Origin of the sequence: Leuconostoc sp. LN180020 (assembly GCF_014844115.1) — a bacterium.
GTDB lineage: Bacteria > Bacillota > Bacilli > Lactobacillales > Lactobacillaceae > Leuconostoc > Leuconostoc citreum.
The window spans coordinates 1,501,829-1,520,684 of the sequence record NZ_CP039736.1 but is presented as its reverse complement, the minus strand read 5'-3'; the positions used below and the strand labels follow the sequence as shown (position 1 = coordinate 1,520,684).

At 38.0% G+C, this 18,856-nt stretch carries 17 protein-coding genes and 1 riboswitch; of the genes, 16 read left to right on the top strand and 1 reads right to left on the bottom strand.

The genetic code is table 11. From position 1 onward, the window contains the following. Positions 1-132 precede the first annotated feature (132 nt). The 3 genes from FAZ25_RS07835 to FAZ25_RS07825 all read left to right on the top strand — a co-directional run bounded on the left by FAZ25_RS07835 (position 133) and on the right by FAZ25_RS07825 (position 3,732). Positions 133-1,761, top strand: a complete 1,629-nt coding sequence (locus FAZ25_RS07835) for a malolactic enzyme (protein ID WP_192269373.1) — start codon at positions 133-135, stop codon at positions 1,759-1,761. 14 nt (positions 1,762-1,775) lie between these two features. Continuing rightward, positions 1,776-3,053: a 2-hydroxycarboxylate transporter family protein gene (locus FAZ25_RS07830; RefSeq protein WP_004901689.1), complete on the top strand. Its 1,278-nt coding sequence runs from the start codon at positions 1,776-1,778 to the stop codon at positions 3,051-3,053. Positions 3,054-3,183: 130 nt separating this feature from the next. Continuing rightward, positions 3,184-3,732 carry an NADPH-dependent FMN reductase gene (locus FAZ25_RS07825; protein ID WP_004905706.1) on the top strand — a complete coding sequence of 183 codons (549 nt, stop codon included), beginning with the start codon at positions 3,184-3,186 and terminating at the stop codon, positions 3,730-3,732. 65 nt (positions 3,733-3,797) lie between these two features. On the opposite strand, the gene FAZ25_RS07820 is transcribed toward FAZ25_RS07825, so the two are convergent. Next, on the bottom strand, positions 3,798-4,625 hold the full coding sequence (locus FAZ25_RS07820) for an Rgg/GadR/MutR family transcriptional regulator (protein ID WP_004901681.1): 828 nt from the start codon (positions 4,623-4,625) through the stop codon (positions 3,798-3,800). 286 nt (positions 4,626-4,911) lie between these two features. Between FAZ25_RS07820 and FAZ25_RS07815 the strand changes: the two genes are divergently transcribed. The 13 genes from FAZ25_RS07815 (at position 4,912) to FAZ25_RS07755 (ending at position 18,854) form a co-directional block, all read left to right on the top strand. Next, positions 4,912-5,961: a 2,3-butanediol dehydrogenase gene (locus FAZ25_RS07815; protein WP_192269370.1), complete on the top strand. Its 1,050-nt coding sequence runs from the start codon at positions 4,912-4,914 to the stop codon at positions 5,959-5,961. Between the two features lie 81 nt (positions 5,962-6,042). Further along, positions 6,043-6,519: a glutathione peroxidase gene (locus tag FAZ25_RS07810; RefSeq protein ID WP_040176859.1), complete on the top strand. Its 477-nt coding sequence runs from the start codon at positions 6,043-6,045 to the stop codon at positions 6,517-6,519. 49 nt (positions 6,520-6,568) lie between these two features. Continuing rightward, complete coding sequence (locus FAZ25_RS07805) at positions 6,569-7,618, top strand: lactonase family protein (RefSeq protein WP_004905701.1); 1,050 nt, start codon at positions 6,569-6,571, stop codon at positions 7,616-7,618. Positions 7,619-7,757: 139 nt separating this feature from the next. Next, positions 7,758-9,788, top strand: coding sequence for a KUP/HAK/KT family potassium transporter (locus tag FAZ25_RS07800; RefSeq protein ID WP_004905699.1), 2,031 nt, complete (start codon positions 7,758-7,760; stop codon positions 9,786-9,788). Between the two features lie 128 nt (positions 9,789-9,916). Then, entirely contained in the window at positions 9,917-11,161 is a 1,245-nt protein-coding gene (locus FAZ25_RS07795) for an LCP family protein (RefSeq protein ID WP_192269367.1), read from the top strand. Positions 11,162-11,204: 43 nt separating this feature from the next. Further along, entirely contained in the window at positions 11,205-12,200 is a 996-nt protein-coding gene (locus FAZ25_RS07790) for an AI-2E family transporter (RefSeq protein ID WP_004901666.1), read from the top strand. 90 nt (positions 12,201-12,290) lie between these two features. Further along, positions 12,291-12,437, top strand: a riboswitch (FMN riboswitch). A 114-nt stretch (positions 12,438-12,551) separates the two neighbouring features. Further along, positions 12,552-13,595, top strand: a complete 1,044-nt coding sequence (gene ribD / locus FAZ25_RS07785) for a bifunctional diaminohydroxyphosphoribosylaminopyrimidine deaminase/5-amino-6-(5-phosphoribosylamino)uracil reductase RibD (protein ID WP_192269365.1) — start codon at positions 12,552-12,554, stop codon at positions 13,593-13,595. Then, the gene (locus FAZ25_RS07780) at positions 13,580-14,179 is read left to right on the top strand and encodes a riboflavin synthase (RefSeq protein WP_139988090.1); all 600 of its coding nucleotides are present in this window, start codon (positions 13,580-13,582) and stop codon (positions 14,177-14,179) included. Before ribD ends, FAZ25_RS07780 begins: the two co-directional genes overlap by 16 nt. Next, positions 14,169-15,371, top strand: coding sequence for a GTP cyclohydrolase II (gene ribA / locus FAZ25_RS07775; protein WP_139988091.1), 1,203 nt, complete (start codon positions 14,169-14,171; stop codon positions 15,369-15,371). The genes FAZ25_RS07780 and ribA overlap by 11 nt, the downstream gene beginning before the upstream one ends. A 23-nt stretch (positions 15,372-15,394) precedes the next feature. Next, on the top strand, positions 15,395-15,868 hold the full coding sequence (gene ribH, locus FAZ25_RS07770; protein WP_139988092.1) for a 6,7-dimethyl-8-ribityllumazine synthase: 474 nt from the start codon (positions 15,395-15,397) through the stop codon (positions 15,866-15,868). Between the two features lie 86 nt (positions 15,869-15,954). Continuing rightward, entirely contained in the window at positions 15,955-17,151 is a 1,197-nt protein-coding gene (locus FAZ25_RS07765; RefSeq protein ID WP_139988093.1) for an ATP-binding protein, read from the top strand. Between the two features lie 78 nt (positions 17,152-17,229). Continuing rightward, the gene (locus tag FAZ25_RS07760) at positions 17,230-18,156 is read left to right on the top strand and encodes an FAD:protein FMN transferase (protein WP_099045024.1); all 927 of its coding nucleotides are present in this window, start codon (positions 17,230-17,232) and stop codon (positions 18,154-18,156) included. A 92-nt stretch (positions 18,157-18,248) separates the two neighbouring features. Beyond that, on the top strand, positions 18,249-18,854 hold the full coding sequence (locus FAZ25_RS07755) for an NADPH-dependent FMN reductase (protein ID WP_004905685.1): 606 nt from the start codon (positions 18,249-18,251) through the stop codon (positions 18,852-18,854). Positions 18,855-18,856: the final 2 nt, after the last annotated feature.

Here is an 18,856-nt window from a genome sequence, read left to right as displayed (position 1 = left end):
ATTATCAACACTTTAGGCTAATGCTATAACTTTTAGTTATGACATGTTACTCATTTGACTATAAACTAAATAGCCGTGTATAGTCAAGGCTGTTATTAATCAATAAACATAATATTTGGAGGAAATAAGGCAATGACGATGACAGGATATGATGTATTACGTAACCCATTTTTGAATAAAGGGACAGGCTTCACAATAGAAGAACGTGAAGCGCTCGGTTTGACAGGTGCTTTGCCAAGTCGTGTGCAAACAATTGATGAACAGGCTGATCAAGCATATCATCAGTTTCAATCAAAGGATGCTCCTTTAGAAAAGCGTATTTTTTTGATGAATCTTTTTAATGAAAATGTGACTTTGTTTTATCACCTCATGGACCAGCACGTATCAGAATTTATGCCGATTGTTTATGACCCGGTTGTGGCAGAATCAATTGAAAAATATAATGATATTTTTACTAATCCACAAAATGCTGCATTCTTATCAGTTGATCGACCAGAAGATATTAAACAATCCTTGGTTAATGCTGCTGCAGGACGTGATATCAAGCTGGTGGTTGTAACAGATGCCGAGGGTATTCTTGGTATGGGTGACTGGGGTGTCAATGGCGTTGATATTGCAGTAGGTAAATTAATGGTTTATACAGCTGCTGCAGGCATTGACCCAGCCAGTGTATTAGCAATCAGTATTGATGCAGGGACTAACAATCAAGCACTTTTGGAAGATCCTCGTTACCTTGGTAATCGGCATACACGTATTGAAGGGGATTCTTATTTGGCATTTATTGACCAGTTTGTACAAGCTGAGCAATCATTGTTCCCTGAATCATTGCTACACTGGGAAGATTTTGGTCGAGGCAATGCGCAAGTGATTCTAGATAAGTATAAGGACCAAATTGCAACGTTTAACGATGATATTCAAGGTACAGGTATGATTGTTTTAGCAGGTATTTTTGGCGCTTTGAATATTTCAAAAGAAAAGTTAGTTGACCAAACATTTGTAACTTTTGGTGCTGGAACCGCTGGTATGGGTATTGTCAATCAAATATTTGCAGAGTTGCAACAAGCTGGTTTGACAGCAGATGAAGCACGCCAACATTTTTATCTTGTTGATAAGCAAGGTTTGTTATTTAATGACACACCAGATTTAACAGCTGCACAAATACCTTTCACACGTTCACGTGATGAGTTTGCTGATGCCGAAACATTGACGTCATTATCAGCCGTTGTAAAGGCACTGCATCCAACAGTTTTGATTGGTACATCAACACAGCCGGGAACGTTTACTGAAGAAATTGTGAAAGAGATGGCCGCACATACTGAACGTCCAATTATTTTCCCACTATCAAATCCTACAAAGTTGGCCGAAGCCAAAGCTGAAGATTTGATCAAATGGACCGACGGAAAGGCGTTGGTTTCAACTGGAATACCGGCAGCAGATGTTGACTACCAGGGTGTGACCTATAAAATTGGTCAAGGGAACAATGCTTTGATTTATCCAGGACTTGGTTTTGGTTTGGTAGCGTCGACAGCAAAGTTGTTAACACAGGAAACAATTTCAGCTGCAATTCATGCATTAGGTGGCTTGGTAGATTCTGAAGAGCCTGGTGCAGCAGTCTTACCACCGGTCTCTCATTTAACGACATTCTCACAGAAAATTGCTGAAGTAACAGCGCAAAGCGTTTTGGACCAAAAGCTAAACCGTGAAGCTATAACTGATGCAAAAAAGGCTGTGCAAGATGCCAAGTGGTCAGCAGAATACTAATAGGAATATAATTTATGATATCTCAAAAATTTTGGGGCACAAAAATTAGTGGTGTGAGTCTACCACTTTATGTTGCCATGATGGTCGTTTTAGCTGCAACAATTGCTCTGAATAAATTGCCTTTAAATATGTTGGGACTGACGTTGATGTTAGTGTTGTTTGGCCATCTATTCTTTTATATTGGCAATAGGTTACCAATTGTCAAGTCATATCTTGGTGGTGGATCAGTATTTACGATTTTTGCTTCGGCTGCACTAGCAACGTCCGGAATCATTTCTGCACCAATCGTTAATGCAACAAAAACGTTTATGAATGATAACGGGTTGTTGGATTTCTATATCGCTGCACTTATTGTAGGGTCAATATTAGGTATGAATCGGAATTTGCTTTTAAAGGCCGCTGTGCGCTTTATACCGGTATCTTTGGCAGCAATGATTATTGGTTTCTTTTCTGTCGGACTGGTGGGCATGATTTTGGGTGTTGGTTTTGGCCATGCAGTCATGTTTATTTCGATGCCGATGATGGCAGGCGGTATAGGAGCGGGCGCTGTGCCACTTTCTCATATCTACGCACAAGGCTTGGGTGTTAGTTCTGGCACAATGTTCTCTGAAATTATTCCAGCAATTACGTTAGGCAATGTGCTGGCGGTAATTGGTGCTGCATTGATTGCAAAAGTTGGTGCCAACACTAAGTATGATGGACATGGTGTGTTACTCCCAATTAGCGAAGATGAAAAAACCAAACCACTACGCACGTTAGACGCAACGCAAATCGGCGTCGGTATGATGATTGCATTTACGTTTTTCCTTTTGGGAACAATATTGAATTATTTTGTACCTAAAGTACACACTTATGCTTTTATTATTATTTTAGTAATTATATTTAAGGCGTTTAATTGGGTTCCTAAGCAATTAGAGGAATCTGTGGTTATGTTTAATAAAGTAATTATGGGTAATTTAACACATGCTGTGTTGGCCGGTATCGGTTTAGCACTGATTAACTTACATGTCTTGGCGCAATCTTTGACTTGGAAGTTCGTTATTTTGACCTTAACAAGCGTAGTTGTCATGGGCATTGCTAGTGCTTTTATTGGTAAATTATTTGGGCTATATCCTGTTGAGTCAGCTATTGCTGCAGGTATGAGTGATAATAGTATGGGTGGCACAGGTAATGTTGCCGTACTATCTGCGTCAAATCGTATGGAAATGATTGCCTTTGCACAAATGGGTAATCGGATGGGTGGTGCGCTTGTTTTGATATTTGGCGGCATTTTGATTCATTATTTACATTAATTAATATTTGACTTTTGACGATATAATCTTACGGTTATATCGTTTTTTCATGGTTATGTGAAAGAGAGTTGCAACTTTTAATTTTTAGGCGTATACTAACAAATAGTAAGTGAAAAGAAGAATTAATTGTATGACCAAGTTTGGTGTTGTTGTTGGATCGACGCGTAAGAATTCATATTCTCATGGCGTCGCTGAAGCTATTGTTGCTGGATTGCCTGAAGAAGCGGAGGTAACTTTCTTGAACATTGCAGAGTTGCCACTTTATAATCAAGATTTTGATGAAGAATCACCAGAAGTTTACACGCAATTTAGAGCAACAGTGGCAGCACAAGATGCATTTATTTTTGTCACGCCAGAGCACAATCGTAGTATTTCTGCTGCATTAAAAAATGCTTTAGATGTTGCTTCAAGGCCTTGGGGACAAAACGTTTGGCAAGGCAAGCCAGCTTTGGTGGCCTCACAATCTATTTCTGGTATCTCTGGTGTCTTAGCGCATCATATCTTGCGTCAATCATTAGTTTTCTTGGATATGCCAACGATGCAACAACCAGAACTCTATATAGGTAATGTTGCTAATCTTGCTGATGAAACAGGCCAGATTAGTAATGCTGATACGAAAGCGTTTCTTGCCAACGCAGGGAACCAATTTGCTGATTTTGCTCAGCACTTTATTAAGTAATAAGCGATTAAGTCATTCACAAAAAAGCCAATGCGGTTGAGCATAGGCTTTTTTTTCATCATTATCTACGGTATAAACTTGTTGAAACGTTTTAACATGCTTTTTTGATGCAAAATCGAGGTGACTTGATAGGCATTAGCAATTAATGTGTTATCACTTAAAATAACCCCTTGCCAAAATAACAACCATGTCTGTAATGCTAAATCATCTGTTAATATAGCCATGCTTTTGAGTTGATTAATAAGATGTTGTGTGAAAGTATAATTATTTTGAACAACGCTAGCTTCTAATAAGTTATTAATTACTTTTTTTAATGTGCGTTCTGAGTGTGTAGATAGTTCATGCTGTCTGTATTGGTTTAGTATATCTTTAATGTATGGTGAAAGTCGGTTAACTGGTACCATGTATACAATACGGCTAAACAATAGGATATCGTAATACTGCCAGTTTTCTATGTCAAAAAAATAGTCGACTAATTCATCTTGTATCGCATGAGGCGCTAGCTGTTTTTTTAGATGGTACTTTGTTGCTTTTGTCATCAAGAATAAGTGGCGATTAAGCAAGCTATCAGGTTGGCTACGTGACTGTGACTGGGTTAACACGTATAATTTATCGAGCATGACACCATCGTTGTTGTGATCAATTATTTCTAACTGGTTTGCTAAGGCAGATAGCTTGGATTGCTTTTTATCAAAAATACTATAAAAGTATTCTTCAAATGTAATCATTAATGCATCACAAAGCATTAAAACAGTTTGATCACTTGGGTCAGTTTGATTGTTTTCTATTCTGGAAACCATTGACTGTGATCCGATTAGCGCACCAAGCTTGGCTTGAGACATGCCACGCTTTTGCCTTGTTTTACGAATGAGTTCACCATTTTTGTAATTCATATTTTCCCCTAGACCTAATATTAAGATTTGTATATTATAAGGCCCATTATTTCACACTGTCTATGGAAATGGTTAACGTTTCACAATTGGTTTTTTTGATGTCGTTGCGCTGTGAAGTATTCAGCGAATAAAAGTAAATGAAAATTATAAAACAGTCACAATATACTTATTATTGAGACATTATATAGTCTGAAAAAATTAATAAAAAGACGAAATCAAGTGTTATAATGAAGCTAGAGGCAAAGGACTTGTCTTGTCACATATACAGTAAAGGAGTATATTACTTATGAAAGCAGCAGTATGGCATGGTGTTAAAGACGTTCGTGTTGAGGACGTTGAACTAAAACCCATGAAGTCAAATGAAGTCGTTGTTCGTGTTGCTTATGCTGGCATTTGCGGTAGTGATTTACATGAATACCTTGAAGGACCAGTGTTCATTCCAGTTGATAAACAAGATGAGTTGACTGGTGGACAAGCACCATTGACAATGGGCCATGAATTTTCAGGCATTATTGACAAAGTTGGTGCCGATGTGACTAACTTCAAAGTCGGGGATCATGTATCTATTAATCCAACAGTTACAAAGGGTAACTGGGCAGATGATGTCGATGTTTATGATGGTTATAGTTTTATTGGCTTAAGTACAGATGGTGGTTTTACGTCATTTGTCAATGTGCCTGAAGAGAATTTGTATCATTTACCCGAAGACTTCTCATTGAAGCTGGCTGCAACAATCGAACCAACTGCTGTGGCTGTTCAAGCCGTTAAAGAGGGTGGTTTGCGCTTTGGTCAAAAAGTTGTTATTTTTGGTGCTGGGCCTATTGGTGTTTTGGTAGCGGCTGCAGCAAAAGCTGCCGGTGCAACTAAAATTGTCGTTGTCGATTTATCTGAGGTGCGTTTGAATAAAGCACTTGAGATGGGTGCAACAGATGTGATTAACCCTAGTCAAGTTAAAGACGCCATCGGTGCTATTAAGGCGATTATTCCTGAAGGAGCAGATGTTTCCTTTGAAGTTGCTGGTGTACAACCTACGTTTGAACAAGCAATTGATGCTACGCGACCACGTGGAACCATGGTAATTGTATCTATTTTTGCTCGGCCAATTAGTTTTAATCCAATGCAACTAATGAATGCAGGGGTTAAACTGACAACAACGATTGCCTATTCAAAAGAAACATTCCAACAAACTGTTGACCTTGTAAGTAGTGGGCAAATTAATGTTGAGCCTGTTATTACAGATACGATTGTATTAGACAATATTGTAGAAGCAGGATTTGAATCGTTAACACATGACAAGTCTCAAGCAAAGATTTTGGTTGATCTTAGCCAAGAATAAATATTGATTTTTAAGTGGTCGTTATCCACATCAAAACGACTGCTTTTCTTTTTAACTAATTATGATAGTTGGAGGTGTAGTATGGCAGATACAGTATATAATTTTGATGTGGTAAAAGAAGACGGGAAACTATATTCTTTGGCTACACTAAAGGGCAAAATCATTATTATCGTTAATACGGCAACTAAATGTGGCTTCGCACCACAATTTGAAGAATTAGAAACGTTATACCGGACGTATGGTGATAAGGGACTAGTTATTTTAGGGTTTCCATCAAATCAGTTTAAACAAGAGGTTAATTCGAGCCACGAAGCTGCTGAAGCCTGTCGATTAACCTATGGTGTTTCTTTTCCGATGCACCAAATTATTGCAGTGAATGGCAAAAATACTGATCCGTTGTTTAAATATCTCAAACAGAATACCCCAAGCCCATTGGGTAGCACAATTAAATGGAATTTTACTAAGTTTTTGGTTGGACGTGATGGCGTACCAGTGAAACGTTATGCTCCAAAAACACGACCACAGGATATGACTGCAGATATTGAACGGTTATTATAGTAATGTCATGTCGTATTAATTTAAACGATGACTTGATTAAGGAGATATTATGTTATTTCAAAATGTAATGTTTGGGACATATACGCGTCGCCAATCATCAGGGATTTATCAGGCTGTTTTAGACTTAGAGACTGGTAAACTAACCAAACCAACACTATTGATTCAAACTGGATCGCCTACCTACACTGTGATGAGTCAGGCAGGTTTTTTATACGCGGTTAATCGACAAAATGGTCAAGGGCCAACAGGTGGTCTTGGTGGTTTCAATGTGTATGATTTTAACAATTCTGGCGAACCAAAAAAAGTTCAAGAATGGCTAACCCCTGATGCTTCAGAAGCTTATTTAGCAATTGACGAGAAACGTCAGCTGCTTTTTGCGGCAAATTATCATTTAGCAACATTAACTATTTTTAAAATCAAAAGTGATGGGACTGTGACGCAAACCGATCAGTATACGGCTTCTGGTAAGGGACCAAGACCGGAACAAAATAAAGCACATATTCATTTTGCTAATTTAACGCCTGATGGTCGGCTTGCAATCGTTGATTTAGGATCTGACAAAGTTACAATATTTGATGTGACGGATGGCAAGTTGACGTTACAAAATGTTTTTGAGACTGGGACTGGATTTGGCCCGAGACACATGCGCTTTAATCCAATTTACCAAAATGTTGCCTATGTGTTAGGCGAACTCTCATCACTTATCTCAGTTGTTAAATACGATACAGACACTGCTGCATTGATATTGCATAAAACTTACCCTACTATTCCCAATGATTGGACTGCTCACAATGGGGCAGCAGCTATTCGTGTATCTCATGATGGTCGATTTGTTTATGTTTCTAATCGTGGGCACAACTCGCTAGCTGTATTTAAAGTGACACATCAAGGTAGAGTGTTAGATTTAGTACAAACTATTGGCACTGCAGGCGATTTTCCTAGAGACTTTAACATTGATCCGTCTGGACAATATATTGTTGTGGCTAATCAAAATACCGATAATGTCACTGTATTTAGGCGTAATCAAGAAAGCGGTTTACTAACTAAAATACAACAGGATTTTCCGATACCAGAAGGTGTCCGTGTGATGTTTTATTAATGATAAACGACTTGTATCCGTATGCAAGTCGTTTTTTGTATTGATTTTATGATGCAAAAAAATAGCTATATATTTCTTTGCAAATGTGAGATAATAATCGCCATACAGAAGTAATTAATTAAATTCACAGAGGTGAAAAATGGCTATGGAAAAAAGTCCTAAATGGCTACCGATAGGCGCAGTAATTGCCTTAGGCATTGTATATGGGGATATTGGTACTTCTCCACTGTATACTATGAATTCTATCCTAAACAGTGCACGTAGTGCCGAGCAAATTAACACGTTTGTATTAGGTTCGGTGTCTTTGGTATTTTGGACACTGATGCTTATTACGACTGTTAAATACGTGTGGATTGCTTTGCGAGCTGACAACCATGGCGAAGGTGGTATATTTGCTTTATATAGTCGTGTCAAACAGAGCAATAAGAAGTGGCTGTTAATTCCCGCCCTAATTGGCGGTTCTGCTTTACTGGCTGACGGAACTTTAACACCAGCAGTGACTGTCACAACCGCAATAGAAGGACTAAAAAATCAAAAAATTGGTTCTTTCTTGTTCCCCGATAATCAAACTGTCGTAGTTGCTGTGGTGACAGTCCTTTTGTTGATTATATTTGCATTTCAAAAAGCTGGAACGAAAAAAATTGGTAATATATTTGGACCAGTCATGTTGTTATGGTTTCTTTTTATCGGGACATTTGGTTTATTAAACATTTTTTCTGATCTCAGCATTTTAAAAGCACTTTCACCAACATACGCAATTAGCGTGTTAATGAGTCCAGAAAACAAAAGCGGCCTTTTTATTTTAGGTAGTGTTTTCTTGGCAACTACTGGTGCTGAAGCATTGTATTCAGATATGGGCCATGTTGGCAAACGTAATATTTATATCAGTTGGCCGTTTGTATATACGATGTTAATCTTAAATTATATGGGCCAAGGCGCATGGATTATGACACATGCGACCAAGGTGAACATACGAGCACAATCTGTTAATCCTTTTTTTGAAATTTTACCAGGACAGTGGCGCTTTATTGGTGTCATATTAGCCACGTTAGCCGCAATAATTGCTTCTCAAGCACTCATTTCCGGCGCGTATACGTTAGTTAGTGAAGCAATTAATCTGAAAGTCGTACCACGATTACGAACTTTTTATCCTAGTGTTGCACGTGGTCAAATGTATATTGGCACCGTGAACTGGATTTTATGTGCTATTGGTTTAATGGTTGTATGGTTTTTCCAGACATCGCACAATATGGAGGCTGCCTATGGTTTGGCCATCACAATTACGATGTTGATGACAACATTGCTCTTGTTTGAATTTATTAGACAAAATGGTCAACGCGTTTTGGCTATGGTCTTTATTGTTGTCTTTGGTTTCATTGAAACTGTTTTCCTAATTGCTAGCCTAGGTAAATTCATGCATGGTGGTTATGCAACATTAATTATTATGCTTGGTATTTTGTTAATTATGGTGGTGTGGTTTTACGGTAATAAGCGACGTGAAGCAATTTCTAAACAGAACGACTATTTATCTTTAAAAGATTACCGTAAGCAGTTAATTAATTTGTCAAAAGATACTGAGGAATCTGTGTTTGCCACGAATTTAGTGTATATTGCCAATATGCATCAGAACTATATGTTGAAGCGTTCGATTATATACTCATTGATTGGTTCAAGACCCAAACGAGCTGCCATTTATTGGTTTGTGACCATGCGTGAATCTTCGGATCCGTTTGGAAAAAGTTATGAAGTTGATATGTTGGGAACAGATAATATCGTGCATGTCACATTTTATTTAGGTTTTAAGGTAGAACCACAAATTCATATTTATCTGAAACAAATTGCAAGTCTTTTGATTAAACAAGGCGTTTTGAAGCCACAATTTCAAAAGTATGCGATGGAAAAGCACGGTAACGTTGGTGATTTTAAGTATGTTATTGCTAGCCAATACTATGCAGATCTGTTAAATTTGCCTAATATTCATGCCTGGGACCGCTTTTTAATTGGTGGCCGTGTTTGGTTACAATCACATACAGCGACGCCAAGCGACTTTTATGGTTTAGAATTTAGTGATGTCGTCGAAGAAATCGTACCATTATTTATATCTAGCACGAACCGCAAAAAACTAACACAATTGACAGTTAAAAATGTCGTTAAACCAGATGCTGAATAAGTAATCAATCGTTTGATTTTTGTGAAAGAAAAAGCGAGCTATAATTAATTTAAATTGTTAATTTGGCTCGTTTTGTGTTAAATTTAATATTATATAAAAAATAGCATATTGCCGGGGGATAGACCTTCATGTCTAACGAAAACAAACGCTCAGACAATTTATCAGATCAAGATCGAACAACTATGAGCCGTGTTGAGCAACGTCAGCCAAAAAAACGAAGCAAAAAACGAATTATTTTAATGATTTTAGGATTTCTCATACTTCTAGGTGCAGGTTTTGGTACCTACTATGCAAGTAGTGTGAAGAGTTCGTTGGATAAAGCCTACTTTGCAACCGGACTAGGTTCAGAAAAAGAAGCAAGCACACTAATTAAAGAAAAAAAGCCGATTTCATTTCTAGTGCTCGGGACAGACACTGGAACGGATGGTGGATTTGGCTCTGGAAGAGACAGAGTTGGGCTAACTGATTCCTTGATGTTAGTGACGGTGAATCCACAAAAAGAGACAACAACATTAGTTTCAGTACCCCGAGATATTATGACCTCTATTTCAGGATTTGAAAGCAGCTTTCCACAAAAGCTAAATGCCGCGTATGCATTTCGTGAAGCCTCAGACGATAAAGCCTCTTTAGGAGACGGTGTTGGGACAACTATGGAAACGATTCAAAAAATGTTTAACATACCGATTAACTATTTTGCCATGGTTAACATGAGTGGTTTGGGAGATGTTGTTGATCAATTAGGAGGTGTCAAAGCCAAATCACCATTGAGCTTTAAGTTTAGCCAAGACACGGCGCATGAGGACGGTAATAATTTGTACGATTTTACCGAAGGCAAAACAAGCTTTGAATACGCTGCAGACGGCGAAAACTTTAAAAAGTATGACAAGATGGATGGCAAGGCGGCGTTAGCCTTTTCACGTATGAGATATCAAGATCCGCAAGGCGATTATGGTCGTACGCAACGCCAACGAATTTTGTTGCAGGCCATTATGACAAAAATTAAATCTGATCCGTCAACGATTCTCAATACGAAGTTTATTAGTGCCACAACTAAAAACATTGCATCAAATATGAAGATGTCGGATATGTTGGCACTCGGCTCAAATTATATGAATGCGACAAAGACAATTGACTCATATACAGTTCAGGGTGAAGGTGAGATGTATGACGGTGTATCTTACCAGCGTGTGACAACGGCGCAACGACAGGCTATTACTAACAAGTTGAGAGCAGCACTTGAATTAAAACCTGAAGATACTGGTTCGGAATTTGGTAGTACAGTGACAGAATCACAGATTGCACAAGTGGGTTCTGCCGATACATTATTCTCACAATTCAATACAAAATCGAACGAAAATTTGACATCTAACTAATCTTGTCATGTACTAAGTTAGTGTGTTAAAGAGGGAGCACTACATGAACATATTTTCATCATTTCAAAATCGCCGATTCTATCGGTATTTTGTTTTGTCTGTCATTATTTTACTGATTGTTTTACTCAAACAGTTTATGACGTTACTGTTATTAACAATTATTTTTTCTTATCTTGCGATGAATGCTGGCAAAAGGGTGCAACGCGTGACACGCCTGTCACGGTCATTATCAATTGCGCTTGTTTATATCGTCGTGATGGCTTTTATCATCTGGGCTGTCGAACACGGGGCAAATACTGTTGCACATCAAGTTAAGAGCATGATTCACTTAGCAACCGATTCTAGCTGGCACACAACGGGTATTTTTAAAGAAGTTTACAAAAATATTCAGCAGTACAGTAACTCCTTGAATACAGAGCAGTTAATCTCTAAAGGATTTACCCAATTGAATCAAGTTGGACACGTCCTTTATGAACTGATTTTGGCGTTACTGTTTAGTTTTATATTCAGCATGACTTACCCACAATTACGGTCATGGTCTATGACTTTCATACATAGCCCTTATAAAAGATTTTTTGGTGAGTTTTATATTATCGTGCATCGCTTTATCATTATTTTAGGCCGTTTATTTGAAGTCCAGCTAATGATTTGTGTAATTAACACGATTGCAATGGTTATCGTATTAACCTTTTTGAATTTCCCTTATTTAATTGGTTTTGCGATTTTGATTTTCATCTTAGGTTTGATTCCGGTTGTCGGTGTGCTTATTTCACTTGTACCGCTGACAGTGACCGCGTTTATTATCGGTGACTGGCATACAGTATTGGTTATATTGGTTGCTGTTGCTGTAATTCATTTTATGGAGTCATATTTTTTACATCCGCACTTTATGTCACAACGCACGCATATGCCAATATTAGTTATTTTACTTAATCTAATTATTATGGAAAAAGTTTTTGGTGTTTGGGGTTTAATCATTGGGTTGCCAATCTTAACATTCTTGTTAGATTTCTTCCGAATACAAAAATTCAAAGCGTAATATCAGAATAATTTGTTTACAGCGTACATTATTGTGCGTTTTTTTATTGACATAGCATTGTTCAGATGTTAATCTGTAAAGGTTAAATTAATTAATCTTCGGGGCAGGGTGTAATTCCCGACCGACGGTAAAGATCTTTAAGATCTAAGTCCGTGACCTGCATTATTTATTAATAATGCAGTTGACACAGTGTAATTCTGTGACCGACAGTTAAAGTCTGGATGGGAGAAGATTTAAAATAATAGACTTAGCTAGGATAAGTCTGTCTTTTTTGAATCGATCTAAATACTTTAAACCCGATGTTAATAAAATACGTCGGGTTTTTTGTCCTGAACAAACAGGAGGTAAAAGATGGATGATTTAACATATATGGCATTAGCAGCAAAAGTAGCTGCCAAAGCAGGACCAGATGAAACATATGAAAATCCACGCGTCGGAGCAATTATTGTTAAAAATGGGCGGGTCTTGGCGACTGGATATCATCATTCTTTTGGCGCAGCGCATGCTGAAATTAATGCTTTTGAAAATTTAAGGGATCAAACATATATTGTTGATTCAACGATGTATGTCACATTAGAGCCGTGCTTTGTCACGGGAAAGGTAGGTGCGTGTGCGTTAGCAATAGCCCAATGGGGAGTCAAACGTGTTGTAGTTGGTAGTTTTGATCCTAATCCCGATACACATGGACGTAGTGTTACATTTTTAAGACAAGCAGGTATCCGTGTCGATGTTTTGGGAACAGAAGATAGTCAAATATTAAATCCCGCATTTTATCATTATTTTGAAAGACATTTACCATATGTACAGTTGAAACTAGCGGAGTCTGCTAATCACTTTGTGGCGTCTTCACAAGGACAATCCACAAAAATTACAAATCGGTTAGCTGACATTGATGTGCACAAAGAGCGTGCTAGTAAAAGTGCTATTCTAATTGGTAGTGAAACTATGTTGATTGACCAACCAAATTTAACAGTCCGACATGTACCAATAAATCATCAACAACCTTTAAGGGTAGTGATCGATCGACGTGGCCGCTTACAAAATAAAATGGATCGAGCGACAAATAATTGGTTAATCTTCACGACAAACACGGACTTTGCAAAACAATATGACAACGTTCTTTTAATGTCACATGGTTTACTTAGTGTCCTGACAAGTTTAGCTAGTAAGAATATTCAGTCTGTTATGGTAGAGGGTGGGCCGTCATTGATTACAGCATTCTTAAAAGCGAATCTCTGGCAAGAATTCATTGTTTATACAGCAGATAGTATATTACCTGAAGACGGGGTGCCCAGTGTACAACCATTGTTTAATTCAGTGTCTTCATATCGTGTGGGTAATACGCTTAAGAGTCGTTATCTAAATGATAGGAGTGTGTCATGTTTACAGGAATAACACAGACAGTGGGTCAAGTTATAACAAATGAAAGTCTCAAAAAAAATAATCAGCATATCACAATTGAAACAAAAACGCCCTATTTTTCAGAGGCAACTATCGGTGATAGCATAATGGTCGACGGCGTATGTTTAACTATTACTCATAAAACAGACCATACTGCTAAATTTGGTATTATGAGACCAACTTATGAAACAACCATTATTGGTGATTACATGATGAGACAATCAGTTAATCTTGAAAAGGCAATAAGTGCGGGGGAGAGATTTGATGGCCACTTTGTCCTTGGTCATGTTGACGGCAAAGCTGAAATTGTGAATAAGCAGGTGATAGATAACACGATTTTACTTAGCTTCAAGCCTAAAGAGTCTATCTTGATGAGAGAAATAGTTGCTAAAGGTTCTGTCGCAATATCAGGCGTAAGCCTCACGGTGATTGAAAAAACCAGTCAGACGTTTCAAATTGGATTGATTCCCCATACGCAGTTACAAACAACATTATCAAAATTAACTGTTGGTCATTGGGTAAATATAGAAACGGATATTTTGGCTAAATATATGACAGGAGGGCAATATGTTGGATAATGTTGTTGAACAAAGCGTGCGAAAAGCAGTTACTGCCCTAAAACAAGGCGCATTTGTGATCTTGACTGATGACCAAAATCGCGAACACGAGGGTGACTTAGTAGGACTTGCATCGTTTGTGACACCTGAACGAATCAATAGTGCATTGACATTGGCTCGTGGTGTGCTGGCCGTTCCTATGAGTAAACAACGCGCAGATAAGCTAGGTCTGAGGCAAATGACAGACCATAATTCTGAAAAATTTGCCACACAATTTACCGTCAGTGTTGATCATATCATGAGCACGACTGGTGTATCCGCTTTTGAACGGGCAAAAACTATTCGTGAGCTTGCAAATCTTAGTGCGTCAGCTGAAGATTTTGAGACACCGGGACACGTATTTCCTCTAGTAGCTAACGAAGGTGGCGTGTTATCAAGGCAAGGGCACACAGAAGGGGCTGTTGAATTAGCCAAAATTGCTGGAGTACCACCGATTGCTTATATTATTGAAATTCTTGATAAAGACGGTCAAATGGCCCGAGAAAAAGCATTAGAAAGTTTGGCAGAACAGGAAGGCATGATTAAATTGGCGATTTCAGATATCGTTGCCTTTAAACAAGCCCAAAATCAGTATCACGTTAAAGAAGGTGTGACTGTGAATCTGCCCAGTACCTATGGCAGCTTTCAGATGACTGACTATAATACAGGTGACAAAGAACCGGCTCTGTTGATTCGTAGTCAAACACAAACTGCGACGACAAATAACCCTTTAGTTCGGCTCCATTCTGAATGTGCGACGGGCGATATATTTGGCTCATATCGCTGCGATTGCGGACCGCAACTTCAAGCATCATTGCGTCAGATTAATGAAGAAGGTGGTGCGCTTTTATACCTTAGACAAGAGGGACGAGGTATTGGACTCGCAGAAAAACTGAAAACGTATGTTTTGCAGGAAAATAATTATGATACCTATGAAGCCAATGTCCACCTAAATCATGCACCGGATGAAAGAGACTATCAACAAGCAGCAGAAATTTTGAAACTAGCTGGTCTAACGAAAATAAGATTGTTGACCAACAATCCAGATAAAATCAATCATTTAAAAGTGGCTGGCATTGAGATAGTTGACCAAGTTCCGTTAATTACTGGGATAAACGATATTAATAAGCACTATCTTGCGACGAAGAGAAAAAAATTTAAGCACATACTCTAAAAATAGAAACCGAGGAAATGACAATGATATACACAGGAAAATTAACAGGGCATGAAGAACGGCGTATTGCCATCGTAGTTAGCCGCTTTAATTCATTAGTGACTGAGCCTTTATTAAAAGGCGCGCGGGATACATTAAGTATGCATGGTGTTGACGATCATCACATCAGTGTTTTCTGGGTTCCAGGTGCTTTGGAGATTCCTATGGTCTCGAGTCAGTTGGCAGAATCAGGTATGTTTGATGGGATTGTCACATTGGGCGCAGTTATTAAGGGCGATACAGATCACTACAATCTTGTCATCAACGGCGTAGCAAATGGGGTATCTCAAGTTAGCTTAAGTACGAATATGCCTATCGTGTTTGGTGTCTTAACAACAGATACACTAGAACAAGCGCAACAGCGTGCAGGTGCTAAGGCAGGAAATAAGGGTGCTGAAGTCACGGTAAGCTTGTTAGAAATATTAAGTTTATATGATGACATAAAACAACTGTCTTGACAATATTGGTTATAATTTTAAAATATCTGATTTAAGCGTATACTTAAACCAGATATTTTCTTTTGCTTTAATTGGGGGCATATATAATGGCGCAATTTATTCAAACAAAACATGGGAAACCAGTTTCAGTCAACTTGAATCAACTATTATCACATCACTTACTCATTACCGGTATGACGGGTAGTGGTAAATCAAGCACCTTGTTAAGCTTGGCTGAACAATTACAACGTGAAAATCACATTGGTATTATTTTTGATGCGACCGGTGAATTTAATCACTTGCATGATGCCATTATTTATAAGTTAGGTGTTAACGCTAACTTGCCGCTATCACAGTTATCGGTTGATAATATTGCTCGGATATTATCTTTTGATGCATCAACGCTGTATAAAAAATTGGTTGCCGCAGTGCAGTCTTTAAAAATAAATCAGAATATAATGCATCAATCTGGTACTTATATCAAAATCAATCAAGAGTTGACAACGTATAACAAACGGGTACAAGCTTTACGTTATGCTGGTAGCGATTACGATGCATCAAAATTGGCTGATCAAATAACAGAGGAATTTATTCAACCACTAAAGAATAGCACAGCCAATTTTAACTTCTTAGGTCAGCAATACAATCATGCTGAAATTCAGAAATATTGGGATGATATTTTACATGCTAAATTACTATTATCCAACCGTCACACGCAAAAAGTCTTTGGTTTACCTCATTCTTTCGCTAATAGTGATCAAGATAATGAAACACAATTTGATTTAATCTATGTGTTGAAGTTATTTTCAGGAATGAAGAGTAGGCATCGTACATTAATTATCGATATTAGTGACATACAAGACGATACTAAGACCAGTCAACTTGTGATGGATATCTTACTCAAACAATTATTATTTATTCGTGCAAAAAGTAATCTTCGCCTACCGGTCACTGTATTGTTAGATGAGTATCATCGATACGTACCAAAAAATGCTGAGGTAATGGATTCAGGTGTTTTTAAATTACTTCGGGAAGGTCGTAAATATGGTCTTTATGCGGTATTATCAACACAATCACCACTAGATTTACCGACTCAAATTCGTGGCCAATTTGGTAGTGTTTTGGCACATCGATTGCAAGATAGTAGTGAAATTGATAGTATTTTAGCTAAACAGAGTCGAAAAAAACTACCACAATTAGCAAATGGGGATGGTCTGCTTAAATTATATGAAAGCAAAAAGCCCAAATTATTTCATGTTGTGGCACCTGAGACGCAGCATGACACAGATTCACCACGTTTTTGAATGGCGAGTCAGGATGATTTTCATTTTATTAATCAGTAATAGTACATCATGATGTCGGTCAATTAATAGGTTGTGGGTATGATAAAACAGTCATTTAAAGCACTTGGAACAAAAATTAATTTAACAATTTTTGATGATGTCTCAGATTATATACTTGTAGAGACGCGTCGCTTAGTTACAAATTATGAGAATCGCTTAACTGTTAACCGAGACCATTCAGAGGTTGTCAGTATTAATCAAAATGCTGGTATTAGACCGGTTAAAGTGTCGATGGATACTTTTTTCTTGATACAGCAAGCTGTGCAGGCTAGTCAATTAGGACTTGGATTCAATGTTGCCATTGGGCCACTAGTTAAACTATGGCAAATTGGCTTTGAAGGGGCTCATAAGCCTGAAAAAAAAGCTATTGAAGCTGTTATAACACAGATTAATCCTGAGAATATTATATTAAATAAAGCCCAGTGTAGCGTTTTTTTGACGAAAAAAGGTATGGCCCTTGATTTAGGTGGTATAGCGAAAGGTTACATTGCTGATTGTATCAAAACGATATGGCTCAAAAATCATATTAAATCAGGCATAATCGATCTTGGGGGTAATATTTTACTAGTTGGACAGCATTTATCTGATAATCAAGCATGGCGAATAGGTATCCAAAATCCAAGTGATTTACGTCACAAAGTTGTTGGTTATATTAGAACGTCAGCGTGTGCTATTGGCACTTCTGGTATCTATGAAAGGCGACTCATAGTAGGAAATCGGACATATCACCATATGTTTGACAGCCAAACAGGATTTCCCATTGAAAATAGTTTGGCCAGTGTGACGATTGTCAGCAAGTTATCTATTGACGGCGAAATTTGGTCAACAATTGCGTTCTATCAAGGATTAGAGGCCGGTAAACGATTAGTTGAAAGTTTGCCAAATATTGAAGCAATATTTATTACAAAGCAAAATGAAGTTGTGTTAACCTCTGGGTTAATCCAACGTTTTGATAGCGTACGCTGACATTTATTTGATACACAATAACAATTGATTTGTCATCAATAACGATGTACAATGCACTTGTGAAAATAAAGACAAGAAAATGAGGCGATATGATGAAAAACTTTGTTGCATTAGTTGGCTCCGAATCCTCGACTTCGACAAATAGACATTTGTTACAGTACATGAAAACACATTTTTCAGCGGAAGCGACTATCGAGCTTATTAGTTTAACTAATTTACCGATTTTCAAGAAAACTGACGACCGATTCATGCCAGAACCAGCATTAGCGCTAATAAAAAAAATTCTGCCAGCAGACGGTGTCATCATTGGTACGCCAGAATATGATCATGCTGTTCCGGCATTATTACTCAATGCGCTAGCATGGGCATCGTATACTTCACATCCTTTTGTGAATAAACCAGTCATGATTACTGGCGCTTCTTATGGTTCATTGGGTTCCTCGCGGGCACAAGCCCAACTTCGACAGGTGCTTGATTCACCAGAAATTAAGGCGCGTGTCATGCCAGGGTCTGAATTTTTATTAGGACATTCATTGGAAGCATTTTCGGAACAAGGACTGATTGATGAAGAAACAAGTCAACAATTAGATGGCCTGTTTAAGGACTTTTTGTTATTTGTGGATATATCTGCAGCGCTGAACAATACGGATGATATAAAAAAAGCCCAGTCTGAGGCTTTTTCTTGGGATGACAAGTGAGG

Bases quoted from the DNA above. Each gene is read 5' to 3' on its own strand.
- FAZ25_RS07830 (WP_004901689.1), top strand. From the start codon at position 1,776: ATGATATCTCAAAAATTTTGGGGCACAAAAATTAGTGGTGTGAGTCTA.
- FAZ25_RS07800 (WP_004905699.1), top strand. From the start codon at position 7,758: ATGGCTATGGAAAAAAGTCCTAAATGGCTACCGATAGGCGCAGTAATT.
- FAZ25_RS07760 (WP_099045024.1), top strand. From the start codon at position 17,230: ATGATAAAACAGTCATTTAAAGCACTTGGAACAAAAATTAATTTAACA.
- FAZ25_RS07790 (WP_004901666.1), top strand. From the start codon at position 11,205: ATGAACATATTTTCATCATTTCAAAATCGCCGATTCTATCGGTATTTT.
- FAZ25_RS07810 (WP_040176859.1), top strand. From the start codon at position 6,043: ATGGCAGATACAGTATATAATTTTGATGTGGTAAAAGAAGACGGGAAA.
- FAZ25_RS07825 (WP_004905706.1), top strand. From the start codon at position 3,184: ATGACCAAGTTTGGTGTTGTTGTTGGATCGACGCGTAAGAATTCATAT.
- ribH (WP_139988092.1), top strand. From the start codon at position 15,395: ATGATATACACAGGAAAATTAACAGGGCATGAAGAACGGCGTATTGCC.
- FAZ25_RS07795 (WP_192269367.1), top strand. From the start codon at position 9,917: ATGTCTAACGAAAACAAACGCTCAGACAATTTATCAGATCAAGATCGA.
- FAZ25_RS07805 (WP_004905701.1), top strand. From the start codon at position 6,569: ATGTTATTTCAAAATGTAATGTTTGGGACATATACGCGTCGCCAATCA.
- FAZ25_RS07755 (WP_004905685.1), top strand. From the start codon at position 18,249: ATGAAAAACTTTGTTGCATTAGTTGGCTCCGAATCCTCGACTTCGACA.
- FAZ25_RS07815 (WP_192269370.1), top strand. From the start codon at position 4,912: ATGAAAGCAGCAGTATGGCATGGTGTTAAAGACGTTCGTGTTGAGGAC.
- FAZ25_RS07765 (WP_139988093.1), top strand. From the start codon at position 15,955: ATGGCGCAATTTATTCAAACAAAACATGGGAAACCAGTTTCAGTCAAC.
- FAZ25_RS07835 (WP_192269373.1), top strand. From the start codon at position 133: ATGACGATGACAGGATATGATGTATTACGTAACCCATTTTTGAATAAA.
- FAZ25_RS07820 (WP_004901681.1), bottom strand. From the start codon at position 4,625: ATGAATTACAAAAATGGTGAACTCATTCGTAAAACAAGGCAAAAGCGT.
- FAZ25_RS07780 (WP_139988090.1), top strand. From the start codon at position 13,580: ATGTTTACAGGAATAACACAGACAGTGGGTCAAGTTATAACAAATGAA.
- ribA (WP_139988091.1), top strand. From the start codon at position 14,169: ATGTTGGATAATGTTGTTGAACAAAGCGTGCGAAAAGCAGTTACTGCC.
- ribD (WP_192269365.1), top strand. From the start codon at position 12,552: ATGGATGATTTAACATATATGGCATTAGCAGCAAAAGTAGCTGCCAAA.